At 68.2% G+C, this 15,849-nt stretch carries 18 protein-coding genes; 11 read left to right on the top strand and 7 right to left on the bottom strand.

What is annotated here, in order from left to right; translation table 11 throughout:
• Positions 1–2: 2 nt before the first annotated feature.
• The 3 genes from ACWDR7_RS04230 to cmtR (ACWDR7_RS04220) form a co-directional block, all read right to left on the bottom strand.
• Positions 3–251, bottom strand: a complete 249-nt coding sequence (locus ACWDR7_RS04230; protein ID WP_449853686.1) for a hypothetical protein — start codon at positions 249–251, stop codon at positions 3–5.
• 68 nt (positions 252–319) lie between these two features.
• Positions 320–991, bottom strand: coding sequence for a cation diffusion facilitator family transporter (locus tag ACWDR7_RS04225; protein WP_449853685.1), 672 nt, complete (start codon positions 989–991; stop codon positions 320–322).
• The gene (gene cmtR / locus ACWDR7_RS04220) at positions 988–1,347 is read right to left on the bottom strand and encodes a Cd(II)/Pb(II)-sensing metalloregulatory transcriptional regulator CmtR (protein WP_449853684.1); all 360 of its coding nucleotides are present in this window, start codon (positions 1,345–1,347) and stop codon (positions 988–990) included. The genes ACWDR7_RS04225 and cmtR (ACWDR7_RS04220) overlap by 4 nt, the downstream gene beginning before the upstream one ends.
• A 748-nt stretch (positions 1,348–2,095) precedes the next feature.
• On the opposite strand from cmtR (ACWDR7_RS04220), the gene ACWDR7_RS04215 reads away from it, so the two are divergent.
• From ACWDR7_RS04215 to ACWDR7_RS04195, 5 genes are all read left to right on the top strand, one after another.
• Positions 2,096–3,127 carry an NAD(P)-binding domain-containing protein gene (locus ACWDR7_RS04215; RefSeq protein ID WP_449853683.1) on the top strand — a complete coding sequence of 344 codons (1,032 nt, stop codon included), beginning with the start codon at positions 2,096–2,098 and terminating at the stop codon, positions 3,125–3,127.
• A 29-nt stretch (positions 3,128–3,156) separates the two neighbouring features.
• Positions 3,157–4,062 carry a cation diffusion facilitator family transporter gene (locus ACWDR7_RS04210; RefSeq protein ID WP_449853682.1) on the top strand — a complete coding sequence of 302 codons (906 nt, stop codon included), beginning with the start codon at positions 3,157–3,159 and terminating at the stop codon, positions 4,060–4,062.
• A 383-nt stretch (positions 4,063–4,445) separates the two neighbouring features.
• Positions 4,446–4,976, top strand: coding sequence for a signal peptidase II (locus ACWDR7_RS04205; RefSeq protein WP_449853681.1), 531 nt, complete (start codon positions 4,446–4,448; stop codon positions 4,974–4,976).
• A 3-nt stretch (positions 4,977–4,979) separates the two neighbouring features.
• A complete protein-coding gene (locus tag ACWDR7_RS04200; RefSeq protein ID WP_449853680.1) occupies positions 4,980–5,315 on the top strand; it encodes a DUF6804 family protein in 336 nt (111 codons plus the stop codon).
• Positions 5,316–5,320: 5 nt separating this feature from the next.
• Entirely contained in the window at positions 5,321–6,265 is a 945-nt protein-coding gene (locus ACWDR7_RS04195; RefSeq protein ID WP_449853679.1) for a cytochrome c oxidase assembly protein, read from the top strand.
• A gap of 50 nt (positions 6,266–6,315) precedes the next feature.
• Here the strand turns inward: ACWDR7_RS04195 and ACWDR7_RS04190 are convergent, their stop codons facing one another.
• From ACWDR7_RS04190 to cmtR (ACWDR7_RS04175), 4 genes are read right to left on the bottom strand one after another with little or no spacing between them, the layout of a single operon-like run.
• Positions 6,316–6,621, bottom strand: coding sequence for a thioredoxin family protein (locus tag ACWDR7_RS04190; protein WP_449853678.1), 306 nt, complete (start codon positions 6,619–6,621; stop codon positions 6,316–6,318).
• Entirely contained in the window at positions 6,618–7,205 is a 588-nt protein-coding gene (lspA, locus tag ACWDR7_RS04185; protein ID WP_449853677.1) for a signal peptidase II, read from the bottom strand. The genes ACWDR7_RS04190 and lspA overlap by 4 nt, the downstream gene beginning before the upstream one ends.
• Positions 7,202–9,112, bottom strand: a complete 1,911-nt coding sequence (locus tag ACWDR7_RS04180; protein ID WP_449853676.1) for a heavy metal translocating P-type ATPase — start codon at positions 9,110–9,112, stop codon at positions 7,202–7,204. The genes lspA and ACWDR7_RS04180 overlap by 4 nt, the downstream gene beginning before the upstream one ends.
• Complete coding sequence (gene cmtR, locus ACWDR7_RS04175) at positions 9,109–9,468, bottom strand: Cd(II)/Pb(II)-sensing metalloregulatory transcriptional regulator CmtR (RefSeq protein ID WP_345752643.1); 360 nt, start codon at positions 9,466–9,468, stop codon at positions 9,109–9,111. The genes ACWDR7_RS04180 and cmtR (ACWDR7_RS04175) overlap by 4 nt, the downstream gene beginning before the upstream one ends.
• Before the next feature lie 223 nt (positions 9,469–9,691).
• On the opposite strand from cmtR (ACWDR7_RS04175), the gene ACWDR7_RS04170 reads away from it, so the two are divergent.
• From ACWDR7_RS04170 to lnt, 6 genes are all read left to right on the top strand, one after another.
• On the top strand, positions 9,692–10,402 hold the full coding sequence (locus ACWDR7_RS04170) for a hypothetical protein (protein WP_449853675.1): 711 nt from the start codon (positions 9,692–9,694) through the stop codon (positions 10,400–10,402).
• Positions 10,403–10,545: 143 nt separating this feature from the next.
• Positions 10,546–11,160: a TlpA family protein disulfide reductase gene (locus ACWDR7_RS04165; RefSeq protein WP_345752550.1), complete on the top strand. Its 615-nt coding sequence runs from the start codon at positions 10,546–10,548 to the stop codon at positions 11,158–11,160.
• Position 11,161: 1 nt separating this feature from the next.
• The gene (locus ACWDR7_RS04160) at positions 11,162–11,902 is read left to right on the top strand and encodes a cytochrome c biogenesis CcdA family protein (RefSeq protein WP_449853674.1); all 741 of its coding nucleotides are present in this window, start codon (positions 11,162–11,164) and stop codon (positions 11,900–11,902) included.
• Positions 11,883–13,613: a cytochrome c biogenesis protein ResB gene (gene resB / locus ACWDR7_RS04155; protein ID WP_449853673.1), complete on the top strand. Its 1,731-nt coding sequence runs from the start codon at positions 11,883–11,885 to the stop codon at positions 13,611–13,613. Before ACWDR7_RS04160 ends, resB begins: the two co-directional genes overlap by 20 nt.
• Positions 13,610–14,290: a DsbA family protein gene (locus ACWDR7_RS04150; RefSeq protein ID WP_449853672.1), complete on the top strand. Its 681-nt coding sequence runs from the start codon at positions 13,610–13,612 to the stop codon at positions 14,288–14,290. Before resB ends, ACWDR7_RS04150 begins: the two co-directional genes overlap by 4 nt.
• Positions 14,262–15,845, top strand: a complete 1,584-nt coding sequence (lnt, locus tag ACWDR7_RS04145) for an apolipoprotein N-acyltransferase (RefSeq protein ID WP_449853671.1) — start codon at positions 14,262–14,264, stop codon at positions 15,843–15,845. Before ACWDR7_RS04150 ends, lnt begins: the two co-directional genes overlap by 29 nt.
• Positions 15,846–15,849 lie beyond the last annotated feature (4 nt).

Below are 15,849 nucleotides of genomic sequence, written 5' to 3'. Positions count from 1 at the left end.
GGTCAGTGCTGCGGGATCGGCACGTTGAGAGCCGCGAGTTGTTCCTCGGAGCCGCGTGCGATCAGACGCAGGTCGTTGTCGCTCTCGTCGATGTCCCATTGCACGAATGCGCAGCAGCGTTGCTCGACCTCGACGAGGTCTCGTAGCCGGCTGATTGAGTCATCGACCTTGGCGTAGTGGATGTTGAGCTCGGAGTCGGTGCGTTCCGAGGAGAGCGCGTAGTCGGCGTCGAACGCCTGCCACTTCTCCACCTGCGCCTTGGCCTCCGCGATTGTGGGGAGCCTGCACGCGATCGGGACGTCTCTGAATGGGCCTCGTGTCATCGGATCTTCTCCTCTGCGTCGTCATCGTCAACTGCCAGGTCTTCGAGGACCTCGAACGGGGATTCCACGTCGCCGCGCCACGCTTCGATGCCCTCGCGGATCGCGAGAACCGCGACGACGAGCGCTGCGACGGAGTCGGCCCACCACCAGCCGAACAGGCTGTTGAGCAGGAGTCCGATGAACACCGCTCCGGAGAGGTAGACGCAGAGGATGAGCTGCTTGGCGTCGGCCATCACGCTCTTGGAGTCCAGCTCGCGTCCGGTGCGGACCTCGAACCAGGCCAGTAGCGGCATGATGAGCAGGCTCAGTGCGGTGATGCCGAGACCGAAGGGGCTGTGGTCGGGCCCTTCCGCCTGGATGAGGCTCAGGACGGCGTCGACGGTTACGTAGGTGGCGAGGGCGAAGAACGCGATGCCGATCGCCTTGACGGTGACCTTCTCCCACCGCTCGGGGTCCTTGCGGGTGAACTGCCACGCGATCGCGGCGGCCGAGAGCACCTCAACGACGGAGTCGAGGCCGAATCCGATCAGCGCCGCGGAGGAGGCGAGGATGCCGGCCCAGACAGCGACGATGGCTTCGATGACGTTGTAGGTGATCGTGAAGCCGACGATGAACCGGACCCGGCGGTGCAGCGTCGTGCGACGCGCGGTTGTCAGCGTGGCGCTCATGCCCGCGCCTCCGTTCCGCAGCAGCCGGGCACCGTGCAGGCCGCGTCGAGACACGGTGCGTTCTCGTCGGCGGCGAGCGTCACGTCGACCAGCGCCGCGAGCGCAGCCGTGAGGTGCGGGTCGGCGATCTCGTAGCGGGTCTGCCGACCTTCGGGCTCGGCGACGACGATGCCGCAGTCGCGCAGGCACGTGAGGTGGTTCGACACATTCGAGCGCGACAGCTCGAGGGAACGGGACAGCACAGCCGGATAGGAGGGCCCCTCGAGTAGGGACATCAGAATTCGGGAGCGGGTCGGGTCGGCCATCGCGCGGCCGAGCCGATTCATCACATCAAGACGGGAAGCAATAGTCAGCACAAGATGACTATACAGCGCGAGATGACCTATTGCGGGCCCGGGATGGAGGCACGGCTGTGGACTCAGCTCCGACGGGGCGCAGGGATCTATGCTGATCCCCGATGGGCTCGCTCCGATTCGACCACGCAGGCGTGGGATGGACTGAGGGCAACGCGATAACGAAGATCATTACGAGCACGATCTTGTCGCTGCTCATGGTCATCGGGGCGTGGACCGCGTCCCACGCAGAACCAGATGCTCTGGTGCTCGCCTCTTCGGTCACAGCCACTGACCAGACAATAGTCACTACCGCTCCAGAGACTGGCGAACTTGCGTCAGCGGGGTCGGTAGTTCTCGCGGGCAACAGCAGTGGAGCCGGACTCGGACTCACCGCGTGCTTGCTCGGCGCGCTTTGCGGGCTTGCCTTGGCCGTGTTCTTCCTCAGGCTGCTACGCGATCGCGAGCCACCGATCCTCTCGACCAGCCGCGCCCACACGAGCCAGCGGTCCCCAGTGACGGGACACGCGCCCAAACCCCCCACCTTGACTCAGCTCTCCATCTCCCGAACCTGATTCGCGGCCTGCCGCCCCTTGGGCGGCGCGTCACCGCCGGTCGTTGACCGGACGCTGTCCTGTGCCATGAATCTGTGTGGGGAGTTGTTGTCCGTGAAAGCCTGGAACAAGGTTGCGTTGGTGCTGGCGGCTGCGCTGGTGGTGTGCCTCGCGATTGCGTTGATCTGGTCGTTCGTCGCCGTGATCTTCCTGATCGCATGAACGTCCGAGGTGAGAAGCTAGAGCTGTCACATCGACGCGCGATTATTGTCGGAGCGGGACAGGCGGGGTTGGCCGTGTCCGCCGAGCTCGTTCTCCGCGGACTGATTCCGCAACGCGACTTCGTCGTCATCGACCGGGCCCCGGGGACGCGGAGCTGGGCATCGCGATGGCACTCGATGAGGTTGCTGAGCGAGGCGCGGCACAGCGCGCTCTTGCCGCACCCGTTCCCTGGTGACCCTCGTCGGCATCCACGCGTTAACGAGATGGCGTCTTATCTCACCGCGTTCGAGAAGCACATCGGCCTGACTCCGTGCTGGGGCCTGCAGGTGACCGGGGTGAGGCGGGTCGGCAACGGCATGACGCTCGAGTTGCGCACGCACGCGGGCGACGTGCAGACCCGGAACGTCGTGTGCGCCACCGGCGCGCATGCCCGTCCCCACGTCCCCGCGTGGTCCTCTGACCTCACGGTGCCAGGCACGGTGCTGCACAGCAGCCAGTATCAGTACCCACGGCAGATCCCCGCCGGGGATGTCCTCATCGTCGGCGGCGGGAACGCGGGGGTCCAGCTCGCCCGAGAACTCCTTGCGAGCCACCGCGTCACGCTGGCCACCCGCACCCCTCGACGTCGACGACCAGCGGCCGCGTATCCCGCCATGTCTGGCGACCGGCAGCGGCGCTTCACCGGAGAGCGGGTGCCCGAGCCGCTGTTCACCGATAGCTACGCGGAACTGCGCGAGGCCGGAGTCGACATCGCACCCGCGGCGGTCGGAGCGATCGGCGCAGAGGTCGTGCTCTCGGATGGACGGCAACTCTGTCCGACGTCCGTGGTCTTCGCCACCGGCTATCGGCCCGGCGACGAGTGGCTGCCGGACGACGTGCGCGCTCACCCGGGCAAGCGGGGCCGCACATCAATGCCTGGGCTGTTCACCGCCGGGCTGCCCCGGTACGGGTATCCCGGCGGGGACACGATCCAGGGCGTGCTGCGGGACGCGGCCCGTGTCGCCCGCCACATCATCCAGCGGCCATGAATGGCTGGGAACGGTAAGGAGGCACCACCATGGGAACCGGACATGACCACGCCGGCGATGCGGGGCGGACACCGCGCAGCCGGCTTCTGATCGCATTCTCGATCACGCTCTCGTTCTTTCTGATCGAGGTGGTCGGATCGATCATCACCGGCAGCTTGGCGCTGCTGGTGGATGCGACGCACATGCTCACGGACGTGATCGGGCTCGCCATGGCTGTCACAGCCGCGCAGCTCATGAACCGACCGCCGACCGAGACGCACACGTGGGGATTGCGCCGCGCGGAGGTCCTCGGTGCGCTCGCGCAGGCGGCCCTGCTTCTCGCCGTGGGCCTGTTCGCGCTCGTCGAGGGCATCCGGCGCCTGTTCGAACCTCCCGAGATCGCATCCGGAAGCCTGCTGTTCTTCGGCATCGTCGGGCTGATCGCCAACATAGTCTCGCTTCTCGTCTTGATGGGGGGCCGCAAGCAGAACCTCAACCTGCGCGCTGCGTTCCTCGAAGTGATGAACGACGCACTCGGCTCGGTCGGTGTGATTCTGAGCGCCGTTGCCATCTGGGCATTCGGGTGGTACCAGGCCGACGCGATCGCGGGCATCGTGATCGCTGCGCTGATCGTCCCGCGCACGATCATCCTGCTGCGCGCTTCCGGGCGGGTGCTGCTCGAGTCGACGCCTCCTGGGCTCGATCTGGGCAGCGTCCGACGTCACATTCTCGCGATGCCTGGTGTCGTGGCGGTTCACGATCTGCATGCATCGCTCGTGTCATCCGACCTGCCGATCCTGACTGCGCACGTGGTCGTCCGGGACAGTGCCGACACCGCGGCTCTCCTCAGCTCATTGCAGGAGTGCGTGGCCGAGCACTTCGAGGTGTCCATCGAGCACTCGACTTTCCAGCTGGAGCCCGAATCACACTCCGGAGAGGACACCGCCCATGCGTGAACATCCACAGCCATGGCGAACCGCTATCGGCATCATCGTCGGTCTGGGCCTGGCCGTAACCGCACCTCTCGGCGCAGGAGCCAACGCCCTCGAAGGAACCTTCTCCCGTGACGGATACACGAACACTGTCGCCGGGATGCCGAACTCGCCCGACTCGACAGGCGCACCGACTGTCGAGCCGGACGACGCGCCTACTCCGCACCCGGGCGAGACGTCCAGCGGGTACGAGACGAAGCCAGCTCAGCGAGGCGCGGACGGCTTGATGGCGTTTGTGGGCATCATGTTCCCGATCGTGCTCGTGGGGCCGCTCGTCGGAATCGTGCTCATGATGCGACAGGAACGACGGCGTAGAGAGCGCAGAAGTCGCGCTGTTCGGAGTTCCGATGAGAACTGACCGCGCAGTACGGTTCGCCATCGGGTGCACGGTCGCCGCCGCTGTGCTGACGATCGATCAGGTGACCAAGGCGATCGCTGTGTCCTCGCTGGGCGGACGCGACCGGATCCCGCTGCTGGGCGACCTGCTCGGCTTGCAGCTGGCGTTCAACCCCGGGATCGCACTGTCGTTCGGTGCGGATCAGACCTGGCTGATCACGATCCTGACGTCGGTTCTCACTGCAGTCCTGTGCGTTGCTCTGGTCCGTTCGGCGACCACGATGCGTTCGCTCGCACTGGGGTTCATCCTCGGAGGCGCCTTCGGGAACCTGGTCGACCGGCTCTTCGCTCCGCCCGCGTTCGGTCAGGGCCATGTCATTGATTTCCTCGCGTACGGAGAGCTGTTCATCGGCAATCTCGCGGACGTTGCCCTCGCGATCGGGGCGATCATCCTCGCCATCGACCTCCTGCGCACGCGGGCATTCCTCACCACGGCACCCTCGGACACCGCGGCCACAGTCGGCGCAGCGAAGAACGGATAACTCATGGGCAAGACCAAGCGGACCCCGTCCACTTACCAGCGCAACGCGCTCGCGCCGAGCCTCCTCGCCGCGCCGGTGCTGTTCCTCGCGCCGCTCCTGCTGGCAGGCGAGTGGGCGATGCTCGTCCTGTACGTCGTGTCGATCTTCGCGATCATCATCGGATGGTTTGCGGTCCAGGCGCGCCAGTGGTGGTGGCTCCCCGTGTTCGCCGCGATCTGTGTGCTGTGGAACCCGGCGTGGCCGATGCCGTTCGAGGGGCCGGTGTGGATGGCGGCGCAGCCCGTCGCGGCCGTGGTCTTCCTCGTCGCTGGAGCGCTCATCAAGATCGAGCGCCCCTGAGCGCCGTGGACGACGTGTCGCTTCCACCCCCGGGCCTGCTGGAGTACTTCGCGCCCGGGCCGTATCCGCCCTCGCCGCTCGCTGCACTGGGTCTGCTGCTCGCGGTCGCCTACCTGGCCGGCGCGATCCGCCTGTGGCAGCTGCGACGCCGGTGGTCGGTAGCCCGCACGATCTGCTTCCTTGCCGGCTGCCTCGCCCTCGTCGTGACGATGGGGCTGGGCGTGGAGAGCTACGGTTACGTGCAATTCTCCGTGTTCATGTTCCAGCAGCTCACCCTGATGATGGCAATCCCGCCGCTGCTCGTGCTCGGCTCGCCCGGCACACTGCTGCTGCGCGCCACGCCGCATCGCGGCCTCGGGCGTAAGGTGCTGCGCGTCGCGCACGGGGCGCTGCGCAGCCGCGCTGCCCGCTGGATGCTGAGCCCAGCCCTCGCGGTGCCGTTGTACCTGCTGGCGTACTACGGGCTCTACCTCGGCAACCTCGCCGACCCGCTGCTTCGGCTGCCATGGGGCCATCAGGCGCTTGAGATCGGGTTCTTCGTCGTTGGAATGCTGTTCACGATCCCGGTCCTCGCCGAGGATCCGCTGCCGGTGCGGATGAGCTACGGCGCCCGCGCCATCGACCTGTTTGTCGAGGCCGCCCTCCACGCGTTCTTCGGTGTGTTCATCATGATGAGCACCACGCTGATGATCAGCACTTTCGCTGAGAGCACGCTCGCACTGGGTCTCGATCCCCTCGATGACCAGCAGGTCGCCGGCGCGCTGGCCTGGTCATACGGCGAGGCGCCCACGCTGATCATGGTGCTGTACGTCATGCACCGCTGGTTCCGCGAGGACTCAGCCCGCGCGCGTGCTCATGACCGCTATGCCGACGTGCACGGCGATGACGACCTCAACCGCTACAACGACTACCTGGCACGTCTCGAACAGCGATCCAGGACTGGTCAGTGACCGGTGTACACGCGAGCGCGGATCCTGCATGACTGCGGGGCACGAGGGGGTCATCCAAGCGCATCCAGGATGACGGCGCGAAGTTGATCCGCCGTCGGCGTCCCGGCCAGTCCCACAGGAGTCCGGAACACGCGGCAGGCAAGCCCGACGGGTGGCTTCGCGTCAGCGAACGGATCAATGCCGTCGATCAGCAGTGTTGGCGAGCCGTGAAACTGGATCTTGACCGCCTCCTCCTCCGTGCGAACAGCTTGACGTGTGACCGTCACGTCCTGCCGCCCTTCGATGATCTCGAGGACGCTCCGCTCGAGCGCGACCCAATTGGGACACTTGTCGAAGTACTGCAGCGTGATCTTCACCGAACCCTCGCCCCCACACGACCGTGACGAGCTTTGGACTGCGCTCTAGGCAGGCCCCGCTTATCCCCTCGGAGCAGGTTCCGGCAGACCAAGCCGACGCCGACGACGACGAGGACGTCGGCGATGTTCCCGACGAAGAGGTTCCCGTAGGCGAGGAAGTCCGTGACGTGTCCCTGACCGATCCCGGGCGGGTTACCGAGCCGGTCGACGAGGTTGCCGACCGCACCGCCGAGGACCATGCCGAGGGCGAGACCCCACCGCAGGCCCCGTCGCCGCACGGCGAACACGACCACCGCCACCGAAGCGAGTACGCCGGCGGTCGTGAAGATCCACGTCGACCCCGCGCCGAGCGAGAACGCGGCCCCGGGGTTGTGGACCAGGGACAGGCCGTACAAGTCACCGAGCAGCGGGACCCGTTCGCCCGGCGTCAGCCGCGCGGCCGCGAGGGCCTTCGTCCCCTGGTCCAGAGCGACGCCGAGCGCGCCGACGGCGAGAGCCGCGCCGACCGCCCGCCGGGTGGGAGGCGAGGCCTTCTCGTCCGCGACACCGGCGTCGGCCGTCTCGACGGCACCCGGCACGTTCACAAGGCGGTCTTCCTCGTCCGAGCCGCGCGGAGCCCGTTGAGGATGACGATGACCTCGGCGATCTCGTGCACGAGCACCACCGCTGCGAGGCCGAGGATGCCGAACAGGGCTAGCGGGAGCAGAGCGGTGATGATCAGCAGGGACAAGATGATGTTCTGGTTGATGATGTGCCGTCCCCGGCGGGCGTGGTCGAACGCGCGCGGGAGCAGACGAAGATCGTGGCCCGTGAAGGCAACGTCGGCCGACTCTATAGCGGCGTCGGAGCCGGTCGCGCCCATCGCGATGCCGATGTCGGCGGCGGCCAGGGCGGGGGCGTCGTTGATGCCGTCGCCGATCATCGCGACCGAGCCGTGCCTGCCCAGCTCGCTGATCGCGGCGGCCTTGTCCTCCGGGCGCAGCTCGGCGCGCACGTCCTCGATCCCGGCCTGCGCGGCCAGCGCGCGGGCGGTGCGGGCGTTGTCGCCGGTGAGCATGGTCACCCCGACGCCCTGCGCGTCGAGGGTGCGGACCACCTCGGGGACTTCGGGGCGCAGCTCGTCGCGGACCCCGATCGCGGCGACCGGGACGTCGTCGCGGTGCACGATCACGACGGTCATTCCCTGCTCCTCCAGGCCCGCGACCCGGTCCTTGAGCGTCCCGGCGTCCAGCCATCGAGGGCTGCCGACGGTGACCCGGGCCCCGTCGAGGGTGCCCTCGATCCCGTGCCCGGCCTGCTCGGTCACGTCCAGGGCGGCGGGGGCTCCGGGCGAGGCGGCGGTGATCGCGGCGGCCAGCGGGTGGGTGCTGTGCTGCTCCAGCGCCGCCGCCCACGCCAATGCCTGCGCCTCGTCCACCCCGTCGGCGGTGAGGACGGCGGTGACGGCGGGCTCGTTGCGGGTGAGGGTGCCGGTTTTGTCGACGGCGACGTGGCGAATCACGCCGAACCGTTCGAACACGGCACCGGACTTGATGATCACGCCGAACTTGCTCGCCGAGCCGATCGCGGCGACCACGGTCAGCGGAACGGAGATCGCCAGCGCGCACGGGGACGCGGCGACGAGCACCACGAGGGCGCGGGTGATCCACAGCTCCGGGTCGCCCAGCAGCGACCCGATGACCGCCACCAGGACGGCGAGGATCAGCACGCCGGGCACGAGAGGGCGAGCGATGCGGTCGGCCAAGCGGGCGCGGTCGCCCTTCTCGGCCTGCGCCTGCTCGACCAGCTCCACGATCGTGGTCAGCGAGTTGTCGGTGCCTGCCGCAGTCGTCTCGATCTCCAGGGCACCGGCGGTGTTGATCGCCCCGGCCGACACCGCATCGCCGGGCTCGACCTCGACGGGGATGGACTCGCCGGTGATCGCGGAGGTGTCCAGGCTCGACCGGCCCTTGCGGACGATCCCGTCGGTCGCGATCCGCTCACCCGGACGCACCAGCATCAGCTGACCAACGGCCAGGTCCTTTGCGGCGACCTCCACAGACGCGCCATCCCGCCGGATGGTCGCGGTCTCCGGGACCAGCTTGAGCAGCGCCCGCAGCCCGCCGCGGGCGCGGTCCATCGCCTTGTCCTCCAGCGCCTCGGCGATCGAGTACAAGAACGCCAACGCCGCGGCCTCCTCGACGTAGCCGAGGATGACCGCGCCGACCGCACTGATCGTCATCAGCAGCCCGATGCCCAGCTTGCCCTTGAACAGCTTGCGGATCGCGCCCGGGGTGAACGTCGACGCGCCCAGCAGCAGGCCGATCCAGAACGCCACCAGTGCCGGGATCTCCGCCCCTGCCCATTCCAGGACCAGACCGGTGCCGAAGGCGACGCCGGAGAACACCGGGACCATGACCCCGCGGTCCCGCCACCACGGACGCTCCCGCTCCTCCTCGGCCTCCTCACCGACCCGGGTCTCCGGCTCGTCGCAGCCGCACGCCGCGCTCACGCGCCCGCTCCCGTCCCGCAGCAGCCCGGCACCGTGCACTCGGCGTCCACGCACGGCGCGTGCTCGTCCACGGCCAGCGTCACGTCCACCAGCGCCGTGAGCGCCGCCGCGAGGTGCGGATCGGCGATCTCGTAGCGGGTCTGGCGTCCCTCGGGCTCGGCGACCACAATCCCGCAGTCACGAAGACAGGTCAGATGGTTCGACACGTTCGATCGGGTCAGCTCGAGTTCGCGCGAGAGCACGGCGGGGTAGCTCGGGCCGTCCAGCAGGGTCATCAGGATCCGGGAGCGCGTCGCGTCCGCCATGGCCCGGCCGAGCCGATTCATGACGTCGAGGCGAGAAGCAATAGTCAGCATATGCTGACTATACAGCAGGTGCTGACTATTCTTGATCGTCAGGGCGCCGAGTACGCGACTGCAGAACCTCAGAATCACTGCTACTGCCGAGTCGATCCCCGTAGATATCGGACCCGGGTGACTCGGTGCCGGCCGGTGCGGTCGACCGTGCCGGGACTCTAGTACCGCTGGCTAACGTCGCGCGCGCTCGCGGGAAGCCACCGAGGACACGGCTGCGACCGGTATGGCCGTGGTCATCGTTGAACTCGACCGGCAAATCGCAGGAGTGCTCGAGGTGCGCGACGAGCTGCGGCACGAATCAGTCGAGACCACCCGATTGTGGCGGAAGCAGGACATCGACGTCGTCATGCTGACCGGTGAAGAGGACCGCACCGCTCCTCAACGACGCGCCCGCCATCGTCGGGATCGCCCTGGGCTTCACCGGCCCGCGGGCCGCGGCGTCGGTCTCATCAGGGGGCGGAACTGTCAGCAGCGAACACTTATGCTGAAGGACATGCGCCTGACCGCCGTCGACGGTACCCCCACGGGGGGCCGACGAGGTGCCGTCGCATGGATCGTGCTGGTCCTTGGGGCGGTTGCCCTGCTGCTGCTAGGCCTGTGGACGACGTCGGCGCACGACAGCATCGAACGCTCCGCTGCCACGGCGACCGTGAGCATCGGCGGGGACAGAGCCCCGTCGGACTCTGCCGTGCCCGACGCCGAGGTCGTCGTGGTGCTCGCTCCCGAGGGAGCAGGCGCGGAGGAGACGGCATTGTGCCTGCTCGGCGCGCTCTGCTGTGTTCTGCTCGCGATCGCCGCCGCCCGGTCACTCATGCACCGCCCGCGACTGCTCGCGAGGGTTCCGATCGGCGTGCTGCTGTTCTCCGTTCCTCGTCCGGTTCCCACCTTCACGCCGGTACTGACGCCTGCTCTGCTGGGGATCTCCCGGACCTGATCGCGGTCACTGCGACGTCGCCCGCCGGGGACGTCGCCCGCATGCCGTGAGGCGTCCATCGGCTGACGTGGCGCACGCAACCGTCGTGCCCGCGCGCTGAGCGCGCTCCGGCGTGCGTCGGACTGCCGATCACGAGGAGACCCATGACATCCCATCCCCGGCCGAGCCCTCGCACGGCCGTAAGCCTGCTCGCTGCCGCAGCGCTACTCGTCGCGCTCGTCGGCTGCACACCGCAGGACGGCGTGGCAGCCGGATACGACTCCGGCGTGCAGACCTACGAATCCGGTGACTTCCGCGTCGAGCAGATCCCGGTCGCCGAGCGCGGTGACCCGGTCGTGTTCGACGGCGTCACGGAGTACGACGAGCCCGCCTCCAGCGATGACTTCGCCGGTCGCGTGTACGTCGTGAACTTCTGGTACGCAGCGTGCGGACCGTGCATCGTCGAAGCTCCCATGCTCGAGGAGGTCTGGCAGAAGTACCAGCAACAGGATGTCGGGTTCCTCGGCATCAACATCTACGACCAGCCGGCGTCCGCCCGCGCGTTCGCCGCAGACAACGGGGTCACGTATCCGAGCGTGATCGACGCGGACGATGGTCAGGTGAAACTGGCGTTCGCCGCCGCGACGCCTATCCAGGCGACCCCGACGACGCTCGTGATGGATCGGCAGGGCCGGGTCGCCGGGCGCATCATCGGGCAACTGCAGTCGGCATCGATCCTGTCGACGCTCATCGACGACGTGCTCGCCGAGGTGCACTGAGATGGGTGCGGTCATCGTCGACGGATCGCTGTGGCTGGCAGTCCTGATAGCGACGCTCGCCGGGCTCATCTCATTCGCCTCGCCATGTGTCCTGCCGCTGGTGCCCGGCTACTTCGGCTATCTCGGATCCGCGGTCGGATCACCCGAGGACGGTGGGTCAACCGCGAGGCGCCGGCTGCTCATCGGAGTGGGGCTCTTCATCGGCGGGTTCACCGTTGTGTTCATGGCCGTCACGATCCTCGGTGGCGTGTTCGGGTTGTTCTTCCTGCAGCACTCGAACCTGCTCACCCGGGTACTCGGTGTGCTCGTGATCGCGATGGGGCTGGTCTTCATCGGCGTCTTCCGCACCGCTCAGCGCACAGTCCGGATCCGTCTCGGGCGCGACCTCGGTCTCGTCGGAGCGCCTCTGCTGGGCATCGCGCTCGGGATCGGCTGGACACCGTGCATTGGTCCCACGCTTGCGGCGATCATGTCGGTCTCGTGGAACATCGGCGACCCGTGGCGGGCGGGGCTCCTTGGCCTGGCGTACTCGCTCGGCCTGGGCGTGCCTTTTCTGCTGCTTGCGCTCGGCCTCGGCTGGGCAACCCGTTCCGTCGCGTTCATGCGCCGCCACATCCGGGCGTTCAACATCGCCGGCGGCGTCGTCTTGGTGCTGCTCGGCGTGCTGATGCTCACGGGCGCCTGGGGTCGACTCATGTCCGTGCTGCAGGGGGTGATGGTGAATGTCACCCTCCCGTTCTGACACCGTCTCAGCTGACCCGATGCGCCCTGCCGATCACATCGACCGGGGTGACGACGACGGGATCACAGGCCCGACCCTCGGCGCGACCGGCTGGCTGCGGTGGGCCTGGCGGCAGCTGACCAGCATGCGCACGGCGCTGGTGCTGCTGCTCCTGCTCGCACTGATCGCGGTACCGGGGTCGATCTTCCCGCAGCGGATGGCCAATCCGAACGGCGTCACGCAGTACTTCCGCGATAACCCCGACCTCGCGCCCGTGCTCGACGCACTCCAGCTGTTCGACCTGTACGGGTCGGTGTGGTTCTCGTCGGTGTACTTGCTGCTGTTCGTCTCGCTCGTCGGCTGCATCATCCCCCGAATCCGGCACCACGCGAAGGCGCTGCGCTCGCGACCACCGCGCACTCCGGCGCGCCTGGGACGTCTCGAGGACCACCTGATCGAGGACGTTCACGTGCCCCGAGGGTTGGTTGCCGACGTCGAGGCGCCGGCCGCGATCGCTGTCGCCGAACGACTGCTGCGCCGTCAGGGGTACCGCACCGAGCGCTATGACGCGGCCGGCACCTGGTCGGTGTCGGCCGAACGCGGCTACCTCCGCGAGACGGGCAATCTCGTCTTCCACGCCTCCCTCGTCGGCGTGCTCGTCACTGTGCTCGTCACCGGTGGCTTCGCGTACACCGGACAGCGGGTCATCGTCGAGGACTCCACGTTCGTCAACAGCCTCAGCGACTACTCCTCGTTCACACCCGGCCGTTTCGTCGACAACACCGCGCTCGAACCGTACTCGCTGACGCTCGACCGGTTCGATGTCACCTATGAGCTGCCGGGCGCGCCCGGTGCCGGACAGGCCGGGAACTTCGCCGCACGCCTGACGATCCGCGCTCCCGGTGACCCGGAAGGTCGCAGGGACGTGGTGCGAGTGAACGATCCGATCGACGTCGCCGGCGACCGCATCTACCTGCTCGGCAACGGGTACGCGCCGACGATCACGATCCGCAATGCGGCGGGCGAGGTCATCTACAGCGAGCCCCAGCCGTTTCTGCCCCAGGACGGCATGATGACCTCCCTCGGCATCATCAAGGTCCCCGACGGGCTGCCCGAGCAGATCGGCCTGGTCGGGTTCTTCTACCCGACCCAGGGGACGCTTCCGACCGGCGCATACACGTCCGTGTACCCGGACCTGGTCAACCCCGTCGTCACCTTCAACGTGTTCTCCGGCAGTCTCGGCATCGACGACGGCACGCCCCGCTCCGTGTACACGCTGGACACCTCCGGGATGACGCAGGTCACCGGCGGCGACACCGGCCTGGAATCCATCGAGCTCACGCCCGGACAGACCGCCGACCTGCCCAACGGCTGGGGAACGATCACCTTCGAGGACGTGTCCGGAACAGACGATCCCCTCTCCTCGGTCAAGCGCTTCGCCTCGCTGCAGATCCAGCGAGACGGCGGCGCCGGCTGGGTGCTCGCGTTCGCCTCCCTGGCAACCGCCGGTCTCATCACCGCCCTCCTCGTACCCCGACGGCGTCTTTGGGTGAAGGCCACGTTGCAGCCGGGCGACGGCGAAGGTGCGCCGCGGCTGCGGCTGGAGTACGCCGGGCTCGCGCGGGGCGAGGACCCCCAGCTCGCCCAGGCCGTGACCCGACTCCGCGACGACCACCTCCCCGCCGTCACCGACGACCCCAACTCCCCGTCCCCATCGAAGGAGAACCCATGACCACGCCCACCCCAGCCGACAAGAGGCTGTCGACCCCGGTGAAAGCGACGCTCATCGCCATCGCCGTCGTCATCGCCCTGGTGCTCGCCGCGATCGTCTACGTGAACGTCACCCGTCCCGCGCCCGTCGCACCCGACGACGGTGCGCTACCCGGCACTCGCAGCAACTCCCACATACTCGACGACGCCGGTCCAGACGCGCCCACGCTCGTGGAGTTCCTCGACTTCGAGTGCGAGGCGTGCGGCGCCTTCTACCCGTATATCGAAGAGATCCGTGAACAGTACGCCGGAGAGATCAACTACGTCGTGCGGTACTTCCCGATCTCGAGCCACTTCAATTCGATGAACGCCGCGATCGCCGTCGAAGCAGCGTCTCAGCAGAGCCGGTTCGAGGAGATGTACGCCCGGATGTTCGAGACGCAGATCGAGTGGGGCGAGGGCTCCAGCTCGGAAGCCGACCGGTTCCGCGGGTACGCCGAGGAACTGGGTCTCGACATGGACGCGTACGACCAAGCGGTCGCGGATCCCGCCACCCAGGAGCGCGTGGAGGAGGACTTCCTGGCAGGGCAGGAGATGGGCGTGACCGGTACACCGACGTTCTTCCTCGACGGCGAGAAGCTCGAGCTCAACTCCCTTACCGACCTCACCGATGCCCTCGACCGCGCCATCGCCGACTGAGAAAGCGCATCCCGTTGAGCGGGCGCCGGCGGCTCGCCCGCTGCTGCCGCTCCGCTTCGCGCTGCTTGCCGCGTTGCTCGGCGGGGTGATCCTCGACCTCGCGTACCCGTCGGTCGGCTGGTGGCCGGCGGCCTTCATCGCCATTGCCCTGGCGCTCCTGTCGCTGATCGGCCGCAGCGCGTGCGGTGCCCTCGGGGTCGGTCTCGTGTTCGGTGCGGCTTTCTTCCCGCTGCATCTGGTCTGGGTGGCGGAGTTCCTGGGGCCGCTGCCGTGGGTCGCGCTGTCCGGGCTGCAGGCGGCGCTGTTCGCGGCGGGGTCGGTGCCGATCGCGCTGGCGTACCGGTGGGCGCACCGGTGCCCACGTCGCAGTCGGTGGGCGCTCACGGCGCTTCTCGTCGGCGGCGCGTGGACCCTGCGAGAGATCGCCATGGGATCCTGGCCGTACACGGGGTTCCCGTGGGCGCGAATCGGACTGAGCCAGGCAAGCGGGCCACTCGCGGACCTGGCGTCTTGGGTGGGCATCGGCGGATTGTCCCTGCTGATCGTCGGACTGTGCGCGGCCGTGATCGAAGCGGCACGTGACGGGGCGCTCCGCTCCCTCTGGACGAGCGCCTCCCTCGCCGGCGTGCTCGCAGCGCTCGTGCTGGTGCCACCGTTCCCGACGACGCCGTCCGGCAGTTTGCGGATCGGATGGGTGCAGGCGAACGGCCCCTCGGCATACTTCGACAACCGCGCAGCCGGCGATATCCTCCGCGCGCAGCTGGCCGCCACCGAGCCGCTACTCGGTGCGCCGATGGATCTGCTGGTCTGGCCGGAGGGATCCGTCGACAGCGACCCGTTGAACGCCCCCGCTACGGCCGCGATCCTCGATGAGACGGTGCGCCGCGCCGGCGCGCCCCTGCTCGTGAACGCCGCCACGGACCGTCACGGCAGCACCTACAACACCTCACTGCTGTGGACCGGGAAGAAGGCACCGCAGCTGCACGACAAGGCGAACCCCGTGCCGTTCGGCGAGTACGTGCCCGACCGTTGGCTCTACGAGACGATCGCCCCCGATCTGATCGGGCTGATCCAGCGCGAGTACGCGCCGGGAAACAACGCACCCGTCGTGACCCTCGACGACCGCACGCTCGGACTCGCGATCTGCTTCGACGTCATCTATGACGACGTCATCCGCGCCGGGGCGTTGGGCGGTGCACAGGCGTACGTGTTCCAGACGAATAACGCCGACTTTCGCGGCACCGATGAGAACCTCCAGCAGCTCGCCATCGCGCGGATGCGCGCGATCGAGACCGGACGGACCGTCGTCAACGTCTCCACGACCGGTACCAGCCAGGTCATCGGGGCCGACGGGCGCGTTATCGATGAGGTCCCGGCCGCCGAGGCTGCGGCGCGCATCACGACCGTGCCGCTGCACACCGGGGTCACCGCCGGCATGCTGCTCGGCCCCTGGATCACCGGCGTCGCCGCCGCGGGCAGCGTCGCAACGCTGCTCCTGCTCCCACTGATTCCCGCCTTCCGGCGGTGCTTGCCCGCCGCGACCGCGAATGGATAGCCTC

It is taken from the genome of Microbacterium sp. NPDC003461, from assembly GCF_053588335.1.
This window is presented reverse-complemented; position numbering and strand designations above follow the sequence as displayed.